Source organism: Marinobacter sp. MMG032, assembly GCF_040112695.1.
GTDB classification, from domain to species: domain Bacteria; phylum Pseudomonadota; class Gammaproteobacteria; order Pseudomonadales; family Oleiphilaceae; genus Marinobacter; species Marinobacter salsuginis.
The window spans coordinates 3872326-3888221 of sequence record NZ_CP157802.1 but is presented as its reverse complement, the minus strand read 5'-3'; the positions used below and the strand labels follow the sequence as shown (position 1 = coordinate 3888221).

Here is a 15896-nt window from a genome sequence, read left to right as displayed (position 1 = left end):
AACCAGGCTGTCAGATAAATTGATTAGTAGGACACGGTTTCCGCACTACCACTGGCTTTGTGCTGGCCCTTGGAGGCCTTCTCCAGTGCGTCGGCGACTTCCGGCGGCATATAGTTTTCATCGTGCTTGGCAAGCACCTGATCGGCCACAAAGCGGCCGTTTTCATCCAGCCGGCCCATGGCAACCACGCCCTGCCCCTCGGCAAACAGATCCGGAAGGATACCGGTGTACTGGACCGGCACAGATGCGTTGAAGTCGGTCACCTTGAACTCAACCTTCAGGCTGTCCGGATCACGCCGAACCGAACCCTCCTCGACCATGCCACCGGCCCGGATTCTGACATCGACCGGAGCTTCACCGGCAGAAATCTGAGTGGGGTCGTAAAACAGGTTGATATTCTGTCGCAGCGCGTAGGTGGTCAAACCCACGGCAATGCCCAGTCCCACCAACAGGAACAGGACAATGGTCAGCCGCTTTTTTCGGATTGGATGCATCAGTCATCTGCCTTTCAGTCTTGGGAAACCTTGACGCGGGTGAAGGACGCTGCCGAAGCCGATGCATCCTGCCGGCCTGCCTGAAACTCATAACCCCGACGGCAGGCCTCAATGGCAGCTTTGCGGCGGCGCAGGGACCACACCATGAGGCCAATCATCAGCAGGAAGAAGGCAGCGTAACAGGACCAGACGTAGGGCCCATGACCTTCCATCACCATAAATGCCGAAAAGGAATCAAATGCCATACTTCAGCCCCTCCCGGCCAACACGTAATCTTTAACCCAGCGCGTTCTCTGTTCGCGTAAGAGAATCTCGGTCTGCATGCGCAAACACGCCAGCCAGCCGAAGAGCAGGTACAACCCGAGGACAGACAACAGCAACGGGACCCACATCTCTGCCGGCATGGACGGCTTTTCCGTCAGCTTGAACGTCGACGGCTGGTGTAACGTATTCCACCACTCAACGGAGTACTGGATAATCGGTATATTCACCACCCCGACCAGCACCAGCACCGCTACCGCCCGAGCAGCAGATTTTTCGTCGTTAATCGCCCTGTCCAGCGCAATCACGCCCCCGTACAGGAACAGCAGGATCAGCATCGAGGTCAGTCGGGCGTCCCAAACCCACCAGGTGCCCCAGGTGGGCTTGCCCCAGACAGCACCGGTGAACAGGGAAAGAAAAGTCAGCACCAGGCCCACCGGAGCGACCGACTTCACGAACACATCGGCCAGTTTCATACGCCAGACCAGAGTGACAACGGCTGCCACTGCCATCATTACGTAGATAGATTGGGCGAGAAAGGCCGTCGGCACGTGAATGAAAATAATCCGGTAGCTGTTGCCCTGCAGGTAATCCTTGGGCGCAAAGGCCAGCCCCCAGACAATGCCCGCCATCAACAGCAGGATCCCACCCGCCAGCAGCCAGGGCATCAGCCGGGTTGCAATCCCGAAGAACCATTTGGGAGAACCCAGCTTGTGAAAAAATTGCCACATCAGATGGTCACCGTCCTACCGTTACCTTGTTTTACCCGTTAGACAGGCTGATACGCAGCGCCGCTGCCGATGCGAAGGGCGCCAGAGTCAGCGCGAGCACCAGAAATGCGCCCATCAAAGCGAGATAGGCGCCCACGGGAGCGCCCTCCGCGGCCGAAGCCACTGTTCCCGTGCCAAAGATCAGGACGGGAATGTACAGCGGAATGATCAGCAGGGACAAGAGTACCCCCGCCGACCGTAATCCAAGTGTCAGTGCCGCGCCGATTGCCCCTATCAGGCTCAACACCGGTGTACCGATCAGCAGCGTTAGACACAAAACTCCGATGGAGTTCCCGTCGAGATGAACCATTACGCCCAAAACCGGCGTGAGCACCACCAGTGGCAAGCCTGTCAGCACCCAGTGCGCCGCCGTTTTGGCCAATACCAGCAGAAACAGGGGCTGGGGCTGAAGCACGAGCTGCTCAAGCGTGCCATCATCGAAATCATGGCGAAACAAATGGTCCAGCGACAACAGCACCGATAGCAATGCCGCCACCCACAGGATACCGGCTCCGGACTCGCGCAAAAATGCCACTTCCGGACTGACCCCGAGGGGAAAAAGACTTACAACCATCACGAAAAACAGGAGCGGATTAAGCAGATCCTGGCGCTGCCGGAAGGCCACCTTCATATCCCGGGCAAACACAGCCTTCATCGCGGCCAGTGCACCGACGCTGTCCTGTTGCAAACTCAGTACCGGCCGGCAATCAGCATTCATTGGCCGCACCTCCACCCAGAACAATGCGCTGCATCCCGGGCAAATTCAGATCGTGGTGCGTCGTCACAACCACTGCACCTCCCTCGGAGGCGCGCTGTTGAAGCAGGTTCTCAATGGCGCTGACGCCGGCCGAATCAATGGCGGTAAAAACCTCATCGAGCAACCAGAGAGGCTCATCGGCAATCAACAGGCGCGCCAGGGCCACCCGCCGTTGCTGACCGGCAGAGAGATTCCGACAGGACACATCCTGAAACCCCGCCAGACCGGTACCTTCAAGCGCCTGACGCAAAACGGGGTCCGGCAGCGGACGCCGCCCCGCCGTCAGTGCCCGGAGATTTTCCAGGGGTGTCAGCAATGGCTTGATGCCTGGACGATGGCCAAGGTACAGGGTATTCCGGAGAAACTCCTCCCGCTGAGCTGACCTGGGTTGGCCGCACCAGAAGAGATTGCCGGACCAGGCATCGTTCAGACCGGCCAGCATCCGCAGCAACGTGGTCTTTCCAGAGCCGTTCGGCCCCTCGACACGGGTGACCGTACCGGGCAGTATGGAGAACGACAGGTCACGGAACAGGATCCGTTCATCCCGTTCGCACTGCAGTTCGACAGCCTGTAATAACGGCTCAGACATCAGGTCCCCGTAACCAGGACGATGCACGTGAAGACGGCATCGGGTGCATTCGTGACATCGACGGCCAAGAGCATTGTTCGCGCATGACCTGCCGGCGCGGCGTATTATAACGAAAGCGCCGGCGGATTACTCTTGCTCAACATCAAATCAGTGACCATGAAACTACCCAGCGGACAACAGCCCCCGACACCCCCGGCCCAGCCAGCAACGCAGACTTCCCGGCCGTCGGTCACAACCGAATCGGCCCGGGAGCCCCTGCCGGCCTCTGCCAGGCAGCTGCTCGACCAACTACAGTTGAAAAACCGGGAAACAACCCTGGCCCGGGTCGCAGAGATCATCAACCGTCAGGGCGGCAACAGCGCAGACCTTTTGCTGGACATTCGCGGCAAGTCACTTCTTGTCCAGGCCGCCGTTGGCAAGACCGAGCTGGCGACCGGTGACTGGGTAAAGGTAATGCGGGCGGGCAATGAGCTGCAGCTGATGGGCAAACTGGCGCCCGCGCCGGAGGCCGGGATCGCCCGGGCCCTGGCCCAGCGACTGCCCTGGCAACAAACCCTGGACGCAGGCCTGGCAAGGCTGTTGGGCACACTGACACAGGGAGTCCGTCAGGAACCACTACCAGGCCAACTGCCGTCATCCCTAAGTCCCCAACCTCTTCCGTCGGCCGCCCGGCAGGCTATTGAACAAATAGTGGCAAGGCTGCCATCGGGGAACAGCTTGACCCCCGGTGCCGGCAACCACGAAACGACACCGCAGCAGGTCCGCCAATGGCTGTCGGAAAGCGGCCTGTTCGCCGAGTCACGCCTGTCCCAGACACCCTCTGCCCAGTTACCCGATCTCAAGCTGGCACTTGGCAGGGTGATTTCCGCCTTGCTTGCCCACCAGGGCAGCACACCGGAACACTTCAACCGGCTGACCCCTATCTCAACGCCGGAACTCATGCAGGCACCCTTGCAGTTTCCCCAACCCCTCGCCACACCCCAGCCCCCCGGTAGTGGTGATGCGCCGACCGTGGGCCAGATGCTCCGCCTGCTGGCCGGGATGCTTAACCGGATAACCGTCAACCAATTGCACAGCCAGGTACTCACGGCCCGTGGTGGCGGCGAGGCGCCGGGGCCGGCACCTGCTTCCACCCTGGTACTCGATCTGCCCTGGCTGACACCCCAGAACGAGCCAAGACTCGCTCAGGTTCGGATCGAACAGTACCCTGAAGACAGGGAATCAGAGGGCAGATCCGGGAAAACCACCACGGCCGAGTGGCGTCTGTCGCTGACCATGGATCTGGATGAGGCCGGCCCCCTGCACTTCGATGTCGCCCTCCGCCAGCAGGCAGTAAGCGCCCGTGTGTGGGCAGAAAAACAGGCAACCCTGCGCCAGGTGAACCAGGAACTGCCCGCATTGCGCCAGAGCCTGACCGACCTCGGCCTGGAAGTGACCGACCTGGACTGCCGCCGCGGGACGCCCCAGAGCAGCGCCACCCGACTCGAACACAGACTGGTGGATACCCGAGCATGACAACAGAGACAGAACACCCGGGCAGAGCGGCGGTTGCGCTTAAATACGATGGCGAAAAAGCGCCCACCATCAGCGCCACCGGCACTCACGAACTGGCCGAGGAAATCATCCGCATTGCCCGGGAGCACAATGTGCCTCTTTACGAAAACCCGGAGCTGGCCAGCATTCTGGCGCGCCTGTCGCTAAATGAAGAAATCCCCGAGTCGCTGTACCGGGTGATTGCGGAAATCCTGGCGTTTGCCTTTCACATTCGGGGCCTGACTCCCGAGGACCGCAAACCCGGTACGCCAACGGACGACTCAGTGAATGAGTGAGCGCAGCGCCCAGGCCTGCTGCCAGTTGTCACCCCGTCTGGGCGCCACTGTTGTTTCAAAGTAATGGCGCAGCCTGCGCCGGTCTTCAGGCTGGTCCTTGAGTGCGGAGCCTACGATGTGATGCATCAACTGCTCCACCGTGATGCTGCCCCCACCGTAATACCAGGCATTGAGACTGGCCGCGTGGGCGACCGATACGGCTTCTGCCGTAGACAGCGCCGAGCCGGCGAGGCGATCGGTACTGCGTCCGTCCAGGGTCTGGCCGTTGCGTAACTCGTGGAACATGGTCACGAGGATCTCGATGACCGACTCCTCCAGCGCCACCTCAATTCCGGCCCGACCATTGGCCCTGCGAACCTCCCGCAGAACGACATCCATTTCGTCGGACAGGTTTCGGATCGGCCGGATTTCCTCAAAATCCATCCGCCGTTTAAGCGCGGCACTCATGCGGTGAACACCCTCATCGATGCTGTTGGACGTGGCGATCACGTTGAAACCTTCCCGCGCGAGTACCACGCCGTCATCACCTGCCAGCTCGGGAATCACCACCACCCTGTCGGAAAGAACCGACAACAGCGCGTCCTGAAGCGCCTGGGGACAGCGGGCAATCTCTTCAAACCGGACCATTCGCCCCTCTATCATGCCCCGCAGCAAGGGGCTGGGCACCAATGCTTTCAGACAGGGACCATCGGTACGCAGCACCGCCTCGTTCCAGCTGTACAGCAGTTGGCCCACACTGTTCACCGCCCCACCCTGCAGGGTCAGTGTAGAGTTCCCCGAAATGGCGGCGGCCAGTAATTCCGACAACCAGGATTTGGCCGTGCCAGGCTCGCCCACCAGAAGGCAGCCGCGGCTGGTACACAGGGAAATGATGATCCGGACCACCATGGCCCGTTCGGCAACGAATTTCCGCTCAATGCCGAGTTTCTCATCCCCCATCACGAACTTTTCCACCGCCCGCGGAGACATTAACCAGCCGGGTGGCACCGGACCATGATCAAGGCCTCTGAGCTTGTCCAGCTCAGCGCCATAGACCACTTCCACGGGTTCCCGCTGGGCCGCCTTGTTAACAGATTGCTTGTTGCTCATTGCTGACTCCTGCGGCCGCCACGGACTTCCGGTGCCATGCGCTCCCTGGGGAGAATCCGCGGCAGTTCGGAAAGCGGGATAATGCCTTCAATCACATGATCCAGGGCGCTGTCGCGCATGGTCACCAGGCCGGCATCAAGGGCGCGCCACCGCAGTTCCCCGATGGGCGGTTGGCTCGAAATGGCGTTGCGGATGTCCGAATCGACTTCCATATACTCAACAATCGCCACCCGGCCCTGGGTGCCACGCCCGTTGCATTTATCGCAGCCGGCGCCTTCAAAACAGCGGAAATCCGCCGGCGGGCCATCGGGAAACACCTCGGACAGAATCACCGGATCTGGCTCGGCAGGCTGGCTGCAATGCTTGCAGATACGCTTCGCCAGGCGCTGGGCAATAACGGCCAGCAGCTCACCGGCGATGGAGTTGGGATGGATCCCAAGATCGTAGAGGCGTTGCAGTGAATCCACCGCGTCGTTGCAGTGCAGCGTCGACAGAACCACGTGCCCGGTCTGGGAAGCCCTGATCGCCTCCAATGCCGTTTCCTGATCGCGGATCTCGCCCACCAGAATGACATCCGGATCTTCCCGGACAAACGCTCTCATGGCGTCGGCGAAACCAAAGCCGATTTCCGAGCGAACCCGGGTCTGCTGGATGTTATCGATGGAATACTCGATGGGGTCCTCCACCGTAATCACTTTCCGCCGCCCATCATCGGCAAGAGTCTGCAGCCCGGCATACAGGGTGGTGGACTTGCCGGAGCCGGTCGGCCCCACCACCAGCACCAGCCCCGCCGGGTTGTCGAGCAATCGCTGGTAGCGGGCACCGATCATCGGTGACATGCCGAGCTCGGCGATGGTCATGGCCCGGCCTGTCTGCGGCAACAGCCGGATAATCGCGTGCTCGCCATGCAACGAGGGTTGGGTCTGGATTCGCAGGTCGTAGGCCATGTCGCCAAGCTGAAGTCGGGATCGCCCGCCCTGAGGCAGTCGGTGCTCGGCGATGTTCAGTTCCGCCCGCAGCTTGATCACGTTGATCACCCCTTTTATCTCCCGGGGCGACAACTGGTACTGGGGCAGATCATGGAGATCACCATCCACCCGCAGGCGGATGCGAATCCGGTCACCGTACTGTTCGATGTGAATATCACTGGCTTTTTCGCTCACGGCATCCAACAGGATGGCCTCGTAAACAGACACCAGATAGGGGCTGACGTGCTTGTTTTTAGGATCGTTGCCCAACAACTGATCAGTACTGCCGTTTGCATGGTCTGACTGTTCCGGGCCCGGCCCATGATCCGCCACGAAATTGCGGCCCTTCGCGGTCAGATCGAGTGCTGACCAGAGACGGCGGAAGTCTGTGGGAGTCACCAGCAGGCAATCAACCACCTGGTTGGGGCTCAGGCGCTCAAGCTGATCGGTGCGGGCATCCGGATCATCGGTCACAACGGTGATCCGGCCATCTTCCTCGGCGATGGGGATCAGTCGCGACAGGTCCAGAAACGTCCGGGAAAACCGGCGGAACAGCGCCGGGTGGAGCTCAGGCAGAATCTCGTCGGCATCGGTTAACGTCATGCCACGCTGGCTGGCAAGAGATCGATAGAGATCCATCTCTTCAAGATTCAGTTTGCGCCGGAGAACTTCAAGCAGGCGGCAATTCTGCTTGGCCGCCTCCGCCTTCGCTTCGGCCAGGATCTTGTCATCCACAAGGCCCTGATCGATGAGGATCTGCTCAACATTGCGATTGAAATCGACCCACCCCAGTGTCCTCACCCGCTCCAGTCCCGCGTCACGGCGCACAAACATGGCGAGGCTCGGAACAGGTCCGGCGCGCCCCTCCAGGCAAACCAGGTGCCCTCCTTGCCGCACCAACCGGGCCAGAACGTGGCGCTCGGTGATAAACGTTGTGCACAAAACGAGATCGCAAAGGGGATCCGGTTCCGGTGCGTCTTCCGCACTGGCCACCAGAACATCCACATTATGCATACCGAGCCGGAAGAATCGCTCCCTGGCGGCCTCGGCGACAACGGCGTTTTTTTCCAGATAGATTACCCGATGGGCCAGGCCTGATAGCACAGCGGCGAGATATCCGGAGCCACCACCCACGTGCATCACCACCTGATCCGGTTCGATCTCTGGCAACAGGGAGAGAATGTGGCTGACGGTTTCTTCGCGGGGGATGGAATGGCCGGTTATCGATGGAACCAGATCAGAACCGGAAACAAAATCATGGCGGGATACAGATCGGAGGGCCTCAAGGGCCCTCGGATAAACTCTCTTCATTCAACAGCGTCCGTAACGGCATGGTATCAGGCCGCCTGACGTTTTCTGAGTGCTGACACCAGCTCGGCCTCGGGACGGGAAATTCCGCACGTGTTCATAAGATCGTCGATATCGGCGCCGAGATCAACCAGTCGAGAGGCCTCATCATAGGAGATTCGCAGCGGATCGTTCTGGCGCATTTCATCGAGTGTGGTTCGCAGCTCATGCAACTGGCGTTCACAAGTGACGAGCCGCTGACCTACACCCATGCTTCCGCTGGTGGTGGCATGCAGCTCCCGGCCAAGGGTATCGCACCGTTCTTTCAGGTTCGCTCTGAGGCTACGTACCTGGCGCCCAAGCACGAGGCCCTGCACGAATACCAGCGACAAGGCGGCAACAGTCAACGCCCAGGGAAGATACGAAGGAATTTCTGCAAACATGACGGATGTCTCCCGTTAATTGCCACGGAAGGCATCCATCTTCAGGCCCGCAACGGGTTGCCCCGGATTACAGTGCCGCGATTTCAGCCCACTCGTGGTCTGACAGCATCTTGTCGAACTCGACCAGAATGATCAGTTCGCCATCCTTGTTGCACACGCCCTGGATAAACTTGGCACTTTCCTCGTTACCCACGTTCGGTGCGGTCTCAATTTCGCTGGCTTTCAGGTACACCACCTCAGCCACGGAATCCACCAGAATGCCCATGACCTGGTTGGCCGATTCCATCACCACAATCCGGGTGGCATCGGTGACTTCAGCATCCGCCAGGCCAAAACGCCGGCGGGTGTCGATGACCGTAACCACGTTACCCCGGAGGTTGATGATGCCGAGCACGTAATCCGGAGCTCCCGGAACCGGAGCAATCTCCGTGTATCTCAGCACTTCCTGGATCTGCATGACATTCAGACCGTAGGTCTCATCATCCAGCCGGAAGGTAACGTACTGCAGTACCTGATCGTCCTGGGCCTGATTGGTTTGTCCGCTCGGGGATGCCATTGCGATGTTTCTCCTCTTGGGCTGCCCGGCGGGCAACCTGATCGTCAAAAAAATATCATCAGTGCCCAATACTATAGTTAAGGGCACAAACCGTGCCAGCACGGCTCGGTTTCATTCAGTAACCGTTGTTTGCGTCAACTAAGATCCAGATGGTGCTCTCTTTCCGCCCGCTCCAGCAAGTCTGCCATGGTGCGCACATCAATCAGTGCGCACATATGGTCAATCACCGTACCGGCTAGCCAGGGCCGTTTGCTGCGGGCGCTGCGCCAGCGCACTTCGTCGGGCCGGAGGGTGAAAGACTGGGCCACGTCGTCACAGGCCAGCCCCCACTCACTGTTATCAAGCCGGATCACGAAGCGATAGTTATCACGAGCGCCAGGGGGTACCCGCCCCGCCATGATCCATTCAGCGGAATCCACAACCCGCAGGTTCTGGTCCCGATCCGGGCGAATACCCATGTACCAGCGTGGACTGCCCGGGATCGGCCGGATCTCTTCCTCAATACGGTGGATGGCGCCCAGAAGAATCAAAGGCACCGCCAGTTGCAGCCCGGCAACCGTGAATATCAGGCACTCGAAGGGCTGCTCCGACCACTCGGGGCGCGATGGTGGCGCAGCCGGCTCTGGCTCGGGCTGAACCTCCTCTCTCTGCTTTGGCACAGGCACTTCCGGAGACTGGCGTACCAGTGACCGCGCTGGCTCTGCCGGCTTTTCGGGCGCCGGGCGCCGCGGCTCGGGTCTCGCCGCCGGTTTTTCGACGGTTGGTGCCGGAGCCGGACTTGGTCGGGTTGCTACACGGGGCTCTTCACGTGCCGGTTTCACCGGCTCAGGCGCCTCGATTTCCTCCCGAAGCGCGGTGTCAGTGGCCGTATGCAGCAGTTCGTCAAGGTAACTGGCAATGGCGGTTTCCGGATCGGCCAGCCTTGTCAATTTATCGTCAGCCATGCTGACGCTCCTTGACCGTGCCCACCCGCGCCATCAGGTCGTCCAGCAGGTGACTGTACGCCCGGACACCGTGGGTTTCCGCATCCAGTGCAGAGGGCGTGATACCGCCCTGGCTGGCATCCCGAAACTTAGTGTCCACTGGAATGGCAAATTGCCACAGGGAGTCACGGTAGGTTTTTCGGAGCAGATTAAGGCTCTTCACCGACGCCTGGGTACGGCGGTCAAACAGGGTTGGCACAATGGTGTAGGGCAGCTCGTTTTTCTGGGAACGCATGATCATCTTCAGGGTATGCAGCATGCGCTCCAGGCCCTTGATGGCCAGAAACTCGGTTTGCACGGGAATAATCAGATGCTGCGCCGCCGCAAGGGCGTTGACCATCAGAACCCCGAGCGAGGGGGTATTGTCCAGCAGGACATAGTCGAAATCGTCCCAGAGCTGGGCCAGGGCCCTGGAGATAATCAGCCCCATGCCCTCAACCCCGATCATCCTGCGCTCAAGGGTAGCCAGAGCCGCACTTGCCGGTAGCAGGGACAGCCCCTTGCAGCTGGTTTCGGTAATCAGCTGGGCCGGAAGACCCTCGGGCACCTTACCCTGATGCTGGAACAGATCGAAAACGCTGTGGGCGATGGTATCCGGGTCATACCCGAACCAGCTGGTGAGCGAGCCGTGTGGGTCCAGGTCTACAACGAGAACACGCTTGCCTCGCTCGGCAAGCAGGCCGCCCAGCGCGACAACACTCGTGGTTTTACCGACACCACCTTTTTGATTGGCTACTGCCCAGATTCGCACGCTTCGATTCTCCAGAGAACACGTCGGTGTGGCCGCACTTTAACGATAGCCACAGCCCGGTTATCGGCCACTCCCCGGGCAACTTGAACGAATTGCATTCGGGAGTGCCGGCAAGCTCTTGCCGGCGCCTTTTGTTAACGGGGATTAATACAGAAACCGTGCCAATGGCTCTATACGCATCTGCCGACGATGCCATTCAGCGCATAGCGCCGCGGATACTGGCGTCACGGGAAATCAGCAATACCACCCGCCGATTTCTGCGCCGTCCCTCTTCCGTGTCATTCCGGGCAACCGGCTGATACTGGCCATAGCCCACAGCCGCCAGACGCTCCGGCTCGATGCCCTCCATCACCAACATCCTTACCATCGAGGCGGCCCGGGCGGCAGACAATTCCCAGTTGGAGGGGTAGCGCGAGGTACTGATCGGCTGGTTATCAGTGAAGCCTTCCACTTTGACCGCGTTGTCCCGGTTATTCAGGACGGTGGCAATCTTCTCGACAACATCGAAGGCGTCGTAATGGGGCTCGGCGTCACCGCTGCCAAACAACAAACTGTTGGGCAGATTCAACTCCAGCCACTCGTCACTGGTCTCTAGTGACACGACCCCCTGGTTGATCAGTTCATCGAATTCCATGGACAGCTGGTCGGCCATGGCCCGGAGCGCTTCCGTTCGGGCCTGGGCGTCCATTTCCGGATTACGGGGGGCTTCGGTCACTGCTGGCGGAATGACGTTTTCCGCAGGGGCGTTCAATGATCGTTGGGGCTGATCGCCAATCTCTATGGGCTGAAAGGACCTCTGGGGCGCGTTAAACACACCCGTCAGGGTTTCCGACAGGACTTTGTACTTGCCTTCGTTAACAGATGATACCGAGTACATCACCACGAAAAAGGCAAACAGCAGCGTGATGAAATCCGCGTAGGAAATCAACCACCGCTCCTTGTTGTGCAGATCATCCTGAGGTTGCCTACGGCGCCGCATAAGTTGGCCTGCGCATGCTTACTGCAGGAAGCCCCGCAGCCGCAATTCGATGGATTTGGGGTTTTCGCCTTCGGCGATGGCAATGAGACCGTCGATCATCATGTCCTCATATCGGGTCCGTTCCCGCACGATGCCACGCATCTTGTTGGCAACTGGAAAAAACAGGAGGTTGGCCAGGGCCACACCGTAAATAGTGGCGACAAAGGCGGTCGCGATCCCGCTGCCCAGAGACTGTGGATCCTCCAGATTGGTCATTACCTGGATAAGCCCCATCACCGCGCCGATGATGCCGATGGTCGGCGAGTAACCGCCCATGGCCTCGAACACTTTGGCGGATTCCAGATCACGCTGCTCCCGGGACTCGAGATCCACCTCCATGATGCCCCTGATGGTTTCGGTTTCCGCTCCGTCCACCAGCAGTTGCAACCCCTTGCGGGCGAAGGGTTCAGGTTCCCGCTCAGCGAGACCTTCAAGACCCAGCAACCCCTGCTTTCGGGCTTTGACACTCCAGTCGATGACCTTGCCAATGCCATCTTCGAGATTGATAAACGGCGGGACGAACACCCAGCGCACCTGTACAAAGGCCCGTTTGAGCATGGGCCAGGAGGTCTGCAGGATAGTGGCCGCCAGGGTACCCCCAATGACGATGATGGCTGCCGGCCCATTAAACAGGGAGCTTACTGCACCGCCTTCAAGCAGATTGCCGCCAAGTATCGCGGCAAAGGCCAGTATGACCCCCAGCAAACTCAGGATATCCATCAGCAGACACCTTCGACCAGACGCGGACCGATTTCGTCCAGGGACAGCACGTCGTCAGTCAGTCCTGCCTTGGCAACGGCCATGGGCATGCCATAGATAACCGATGACTTTTCATCCTGGGACCAGATGTCCGACCCGCTCTGCTTCATCATCCGGCACCCTTCCTTGCCGTCCGAGCCCATGCCGGTAAGAATGACGCCGAGCGTCTTGCCCGGGAAACTGCGGGCCAGGGAACCGAAGGTTACGTCGACACAGGGCTTGTAGTTGAGCCGCTCGTCGCCGGGTAGGATGCGGATCCTGGCCTGCCCACCCCGGTTCTCAACCATCATCTGCTTGCCACCCGGGGCCAGCAGAGCAAGTCCCGGCCGCAACACATCGCCATCCGCGGCCTGCCGGACTTCAATCCGACAGAGTTTGTTCAGGCGTTCAGCGAAAGCCGGCGTGAAGCTGGCAGGCATGTGCTGTACCAACACGATGGGAGCCGGAAAGGTTGCGGGCAACGCCGTCAGTACCCGTTGCAGGGCAACAGGTCCACCGGTGGAGGTTCCGATGCCAACCACAGCGTAATGCTTTGCCGGGCCTCGACGGGTAGGACGCCTCGGCGCCTCGGGTTCAGGAGCAGCCGCAGGGATGTGGGCGCCTGGCCGCTGGCGCGGCGTGACTTCCGCACGAGGACGGGCCGGCGTGGCGGGAGCGCGGGACGTGGGCGCCGACGGTTCGGGGCGGGCCGGCGCCGCAGGGCGGTTGCCCGGGCGGCTGCGGGCCACGTCCAGAATCCGCTCAATCAGGATTTTCTGGAGCTGGCTGTTGTCCCGGGCAATTTCTTCAAAGTTCTTGGGCAGGAAATCGACGGCACCCGCCTCGAGGGCATCGAGTGTGACGCGGGCGCCCTCATAGGTGAGAGAAGAAAACATGAGTACCGGTATCGGATGTTTGCGCATGATTTCGCGCACGGCGGAGATGCCATCCATCACCGGCATTTCGTAATCCATGGTGATCACATCGGGACGCAGCTTTTCGGCCAGCTCCACGCCTTCCCGGCCGTTGGTTGCAGCCCCAACCACCTTGATCTGGCCGGAGCTGGTCAGGATTTCCGTCAGCCGTTTGCGAAAAAACCCTGAATCGTCAACGACCAGGACAGAAACTGTCATCCACTTCTCCTACCCAATCCATCGTTCTTCAGCCTTCTATGGCCGCAGTCACCTGAAAGCCCGGCTTAGCCGTAGTGTTGCAACAGGCTTGGCACATCAATGATCAGCGCGATCCTGCCGTCGCCGGTAATGGTGGCGCCGGCCATTCCCGGCGTACCCTGGAGGGCTCGACCGAGGGGCTTGATCACCACCTCTTCCTGCCCCACCAACTGGTCGACCACAAAACCGACCTGTTTGGTCCCCATGGCTACGATGACCACATGGGCGTTCTCCGGCACTTCCTGGGAAGTACCATCACGCACCAGCCATCGTTTGATGTGAAACAGCGGGAACACCTTTTCCCGGACCACAATACACTCTCGTCCGTCGACGATATTGGTCTTGGTCAGGTCCAGATGGAAGATCTCGACCACATTCACCAACGGCAGCGCGAACGATTGGTCACCCAACATGATCATCAGTGTGGGCATGATGGCCAGGGTCAACGGAACCTTGATGACAATCCGGGAACCCTTACCCAGTTGCGATTCAATGCTCAACTGGCCATTGAGCTGGCCTATCTTGGTTTTGACCACATCCATGCCTACGCCACGACCGGAGACGTCCGAGATCTGCTCCTTCGTGGAAAAACCGGCTGCGAAAATCAGGTTAAAGCACTCGGAATCGGTCAGGCGATCCGCGGCATCCTGATCGTAAATCCCCTTCTCAACGGCCTTGCGACGGAGCACTTCCGGATCCATACCGGCGCCATCATCCTCGATGAACAGCAGGATATGATCCCCCTCCTGTTCGGCAGACAGGGTTACCGTACCCTGGCGAGGCTTACCTGCTTTCTCGCGCACTTCCGGGGCTTCGATCCCGTGATCGACCGAGTTTCGAACCAGGTGAACCAGCGGATCAGACAGCGCTTCGACCAGATTCTTGTCCAGGTCGGTGTCTTCACCGTGCATCACCAGGTTGACCTCTTTCTTGAGGTTCCGGGCCAGATCACGCACAACCCGGGGGAACCGGCCAAACACCTTCTTGATCGGCTGCATACGGGTCTGCATGACGGCAGACTGGAGGTCGGTGGTGACCACATCCAGGTTGGACACGGCTTTGTGCATGTGTTCGTCTTCGCTTTCCGCGCCCAGACGCTGCAAGCGGTTACGCACCAGCACCAGTTCACCCACCATGTTCATGATGTCGTCGAGACGCTTGGTGTCAACACGCACCGTTGTTTCAGCCGCGGGCGCGTGTTCGCGGGCGGGCATCGCAGGGGTGGCAGCGCCTTTGGTCTCCGGCTTCCCGGGCTTCGGTGCCTCTGCTTTTGGCTTGGCTGGCTCTTTCGGCGCTGGCGGCTCTTTCGCTGCTGAAGGCTCTTTTGGCGCTGAAGGCTCCTTCGCACCCGCGGGCTTTTTCGGAGTGGAGGACTCTCCGCCGGCAGTCGGGCTTCCACCCTTGCCATGGAGATCGTCCAGCAGTTTTTCAAATTCGTCGTCGGTGATCAGATCGTCGCTGCCACCGCCTTCTGCCTTGGCCGCCGGCTTTTCTTCTTTTCTGACAGCCTCGTCCTCGCCCGCAGGTGCGCCGGCAAACTGCCCTTTTCCGTGCAGCTGGTCGAGCAGCGCCTCGAACTCGTCGTCGGTTATCTCGTCATCTCCGGAACCCTCCCGGTCACCGGAAGACGCTCCGGAGTCTGAAGCCGGTGCCTGTTCTTCGCTCTTTTCGTCCTGCAAGGCATCCAGAAGCTGTTCGAATTCGTCGTCGGTGATGTCGCCGCCATCCTCCGACGGTTCATTCTCTTCGTGTTCCGGCTGAGGGTCGGCGACAGGCGCTCCCTCACCCTCTGGCAGAGCCAGGGCATCGAGGCGGGCAATCAGTTCGTCCGGAGCCGGTGTTGGTTCCTCGTGATTGCGAACCTCTTCAAACATGGCATTAACGTTATCCAGGGCCTCCAGAACCACGTCCATCAGTTCGGAGTCCACCTTACGCTTGTGGTTGCGCAGGGTATCGAAAACGTTCTCGGCGGAGTGGCAGCAATTCACCAGCGCTTCAAGCTGAAGGAAGCCCGCGCCGCCTTTAACGGTGTGAAAGCCACGGAAAATGGCGTTGAGCAGATCACTGTCGTCAGGATGTTGCTCAAGATCTACCAACTGCTCTGACAGCTTTTCGAGAATTTCACCGGCTTCTACCAGGAAGTCCTGCAAAATCTCTTCATCAGCATCAAACGCCATGCGTTACCCTCTTT

At 59.8% G+C, this 15896-nt stretch carries 17 protein-coding genes; 2 read left to right on the top strand and 15 right to left on the bottom strand.

The window, feature by feature from the left end:
- Window positions 1-23 precede the first annotated feature (23 nt).
- From ccmE to ccmA, 5 genes are read right to left on the bottom strand one after another with little or no spacing between them, the layout of a single operon-like run.
- A complete protein-coding gene (ccmE, locus tag ABNF92_RS17885) occupies window positions 24-494 on the bottom strand; it encodes a cytochrome c maturation protein CcmE (RefSeq protein WP_136629808.1) in 471 nt (156 codons plus the stop codon).
- Between the two features lie 14 nt (window positions 495-508).
- Complete coding sequence (ccmD, locus tag ABNF92_RS17880; protein ID WP_069183216.1) at window positions 509-739, bottom strand: heme exporter protein CcmD; 231 nt, start codon at window positions 737-739, stop codon at window positions 509-511.
- 3 nt (window positions 740-742) lie between these two features.
- Window positions 743-1486 (bottom strand): heme ABC transporter permease CcmC, encoded by a 744-nt coding sequence (ccmC, locus tag ABNF92_RS17875; protein ID WP_349342910.1) that lies wholly within the window; start codon window positions 1484-1486, stop codon window positions 743-745.
- Between the two features lie 31 nt (window positions 1487-1517).
- A complete protein-coding gene (gene ccmB, locus ABNF92_RS17870; protein ID WP_209396886.1) occupies window positions 1518-2243 on the bottom strand; it encodes a heme exporter protein CcmB in 726 nt (241 codons plus the stop codon).
- Complete coding sequence (ccmA, locus tag ABNF92_RS17865) at window positions 2233-2871, bottom strand: cytochrome c biogenesis heme-transporting ATPase CcmA (protein ID WP_349342909.1); 639 nt, start codon at window positions 2869-2871, stop codon at window positions 2233-2235. The genes ccmB and ccmA overlap by 11 nt, the downstream gene beginning before the upstream one ends.
- Window positions 2872-3003: 132 nt before the next feature.
- Here ccmA and ABNF92_RS17860 point away from each other — a divergent pair, with 132 nt between their 5' ends.
- Entirely contained in the window at window positions 3004-4386 is a 1383-nt protein-coding gene (locus tag ABNF92_RS17860) for a flagellar hook-length control protein FliK (protein ID WP_349342908.1), read from the top strand.
- Complete coding sequence (locus ABNF92_RS17855; protein ID WP_291906797.1) at window positions 4383-4700, top strand: EscU/YscU/HrcU family type III secretion system export apparatus switch protein; 318 nt, start codon at window positions 4383-4385, stop codon at window positions 4698-4700. Before ABNF92_RS17860 ends, ABNF92_RS17855 begins: the two co-directional genes overlap by 4 nt.
- Here the strand turns inward: ABNF92_RS17855 and ABNF92_RS17850 are convergent.
- The 10 genes from ABNF92_RS17850 to ABNF92_RS17805 all read right to left on the bottom strand — a co-directional run bounded on the left by ABNF92_RS17850 (window position 4686) and on the right by ABNF92_RS17805 (window position 15882).
- Window positions 4686-5789 (bottom strand): AAA family ATPase, encoded by a 1104-nt coding sequence (locus ABNF92_RS17850; RefSeq protein ID WP_291906794.1) that lies wholly within the window; start codon window positions 5787-5789, stop codon window positions 4686-4688. The genes ABNF92_RS17855 and ABNF92_RS17850 overlap by 15 nt on opposite strands.
- Entirely contained in the window at window positions 5786-8068 is a 2283-nt protein-coding gene (locus tag ABNF92_RS17845; protein WP_349342907.1) for an ATPase, T2SS/T4P/T4SS family, read from the bottom strand. Before ABNF92_RS17845 ends, ABNF92_RS17850 begins: the two co-directional genes overlap by 4 nt.
- A 26-nt stretch (window positions 8069-8094) precedes the next feature.
- On the bottom strand, window positions 8095-8487 hold the full coding sequence (locus tag ABNF92_RS17840; protein WP_349342906.1) for a DUF2802 domain-containing protein: 393 nt from the start codon (window positions 8485-8487) through the stop codon (window positions 8095-8097).
- A gap of 67 nt (window positions 8488-8554) precedes the next feature.
- Window positions 8555-9043 (bottom strand): chemotaxis protein CheW, encoded by a 489-nt coding sequence (locus ABNF92_RS17835; RefSeq protein ID WP_008173094.1) that lies wholly within the window; start codon window positions 9041-9043, stop codon window positions 8555-8557.
- A 134-nt stretch (window positions 9044-9177) separates the two neighbouring features.
- Window positions 9178-9987, bottom strand: a complete 810-nt coding sequence (locus ABNF92_RS17830) for a chemotaxis protein CheW (RefSeq protein ID WP_349342905.1) — start codon at window positions 9985-9987, stop codon at window positions 9178-9180.
- Window positions 9980-10777 carry a ParA family protein gene (locus tag ABNF92_RS17825; protein WP_222464854.1) on the bottom strand — a complete coding sequence of 266 codons (798 nt, stop codon included), beginning with the start codon at window positions 10775-10777 and terminating at the stop codon, window positions 9980-9982. The genes ABNF92_RS17830 and ABNF92_RS17825 overlap by 8 nt, the downstream gene beginning before the upstream one ends.
- 196 nt (window positions 10778-10973) lie before the next feature.
- Window positions 10974-11756: a flagellar motor protein MotD gene (gene motD, locus ABNF92_RS17820; RefSeq protein ID WP_064228817.1), complete on the bottom strand. Its 783-nt coding sequence runs from the start codon at window positions 11754-11756 to the stop codon at window positions 10974-10976.
- Between the two features lie 18 nt (window positions 11757-11774).
- On the bottom strand, window positions 11775-12515 hold the full coding sequence (locus ABNF92_RS17815) for a flagellar motor protein (protein WP_069183205.1): 741 nt from the start codon (window positions 12513-12515) through the stop codon (window positions 11775-11777).
- The gene (locus ABNF92_RS17810; RefSeq protein WP_349342904.1) at window positions 12515-13666 is read right to left on the bottom strand and encodes a chemotaxis response regulator protein-glutamate methylesterase; all 1152 of its coding nucleotides are present in this window, start codon (window positions 13664-13666) and stop codon (window positions 12515-12517) included. The genes ABNF92_RS17815 and ABNF92_RS17810 overlap by 1 nt, the downstream gene beginning before the upstream one ends.
- Window positions 13667-13731: 65 nt before the next feature.
- Complete coding sequence (locus tag ABNF92_RS17805) at window positions 13732-15882, bottom strand: chemotaxis protein CheA (protein ID WP_349342903.1); 2151 nt, start codon at window positions 15880-15882, stop codon at window positions 13732-13734.
- Window positions 15883-15896 lie beyond the last annotated feature (14 nt).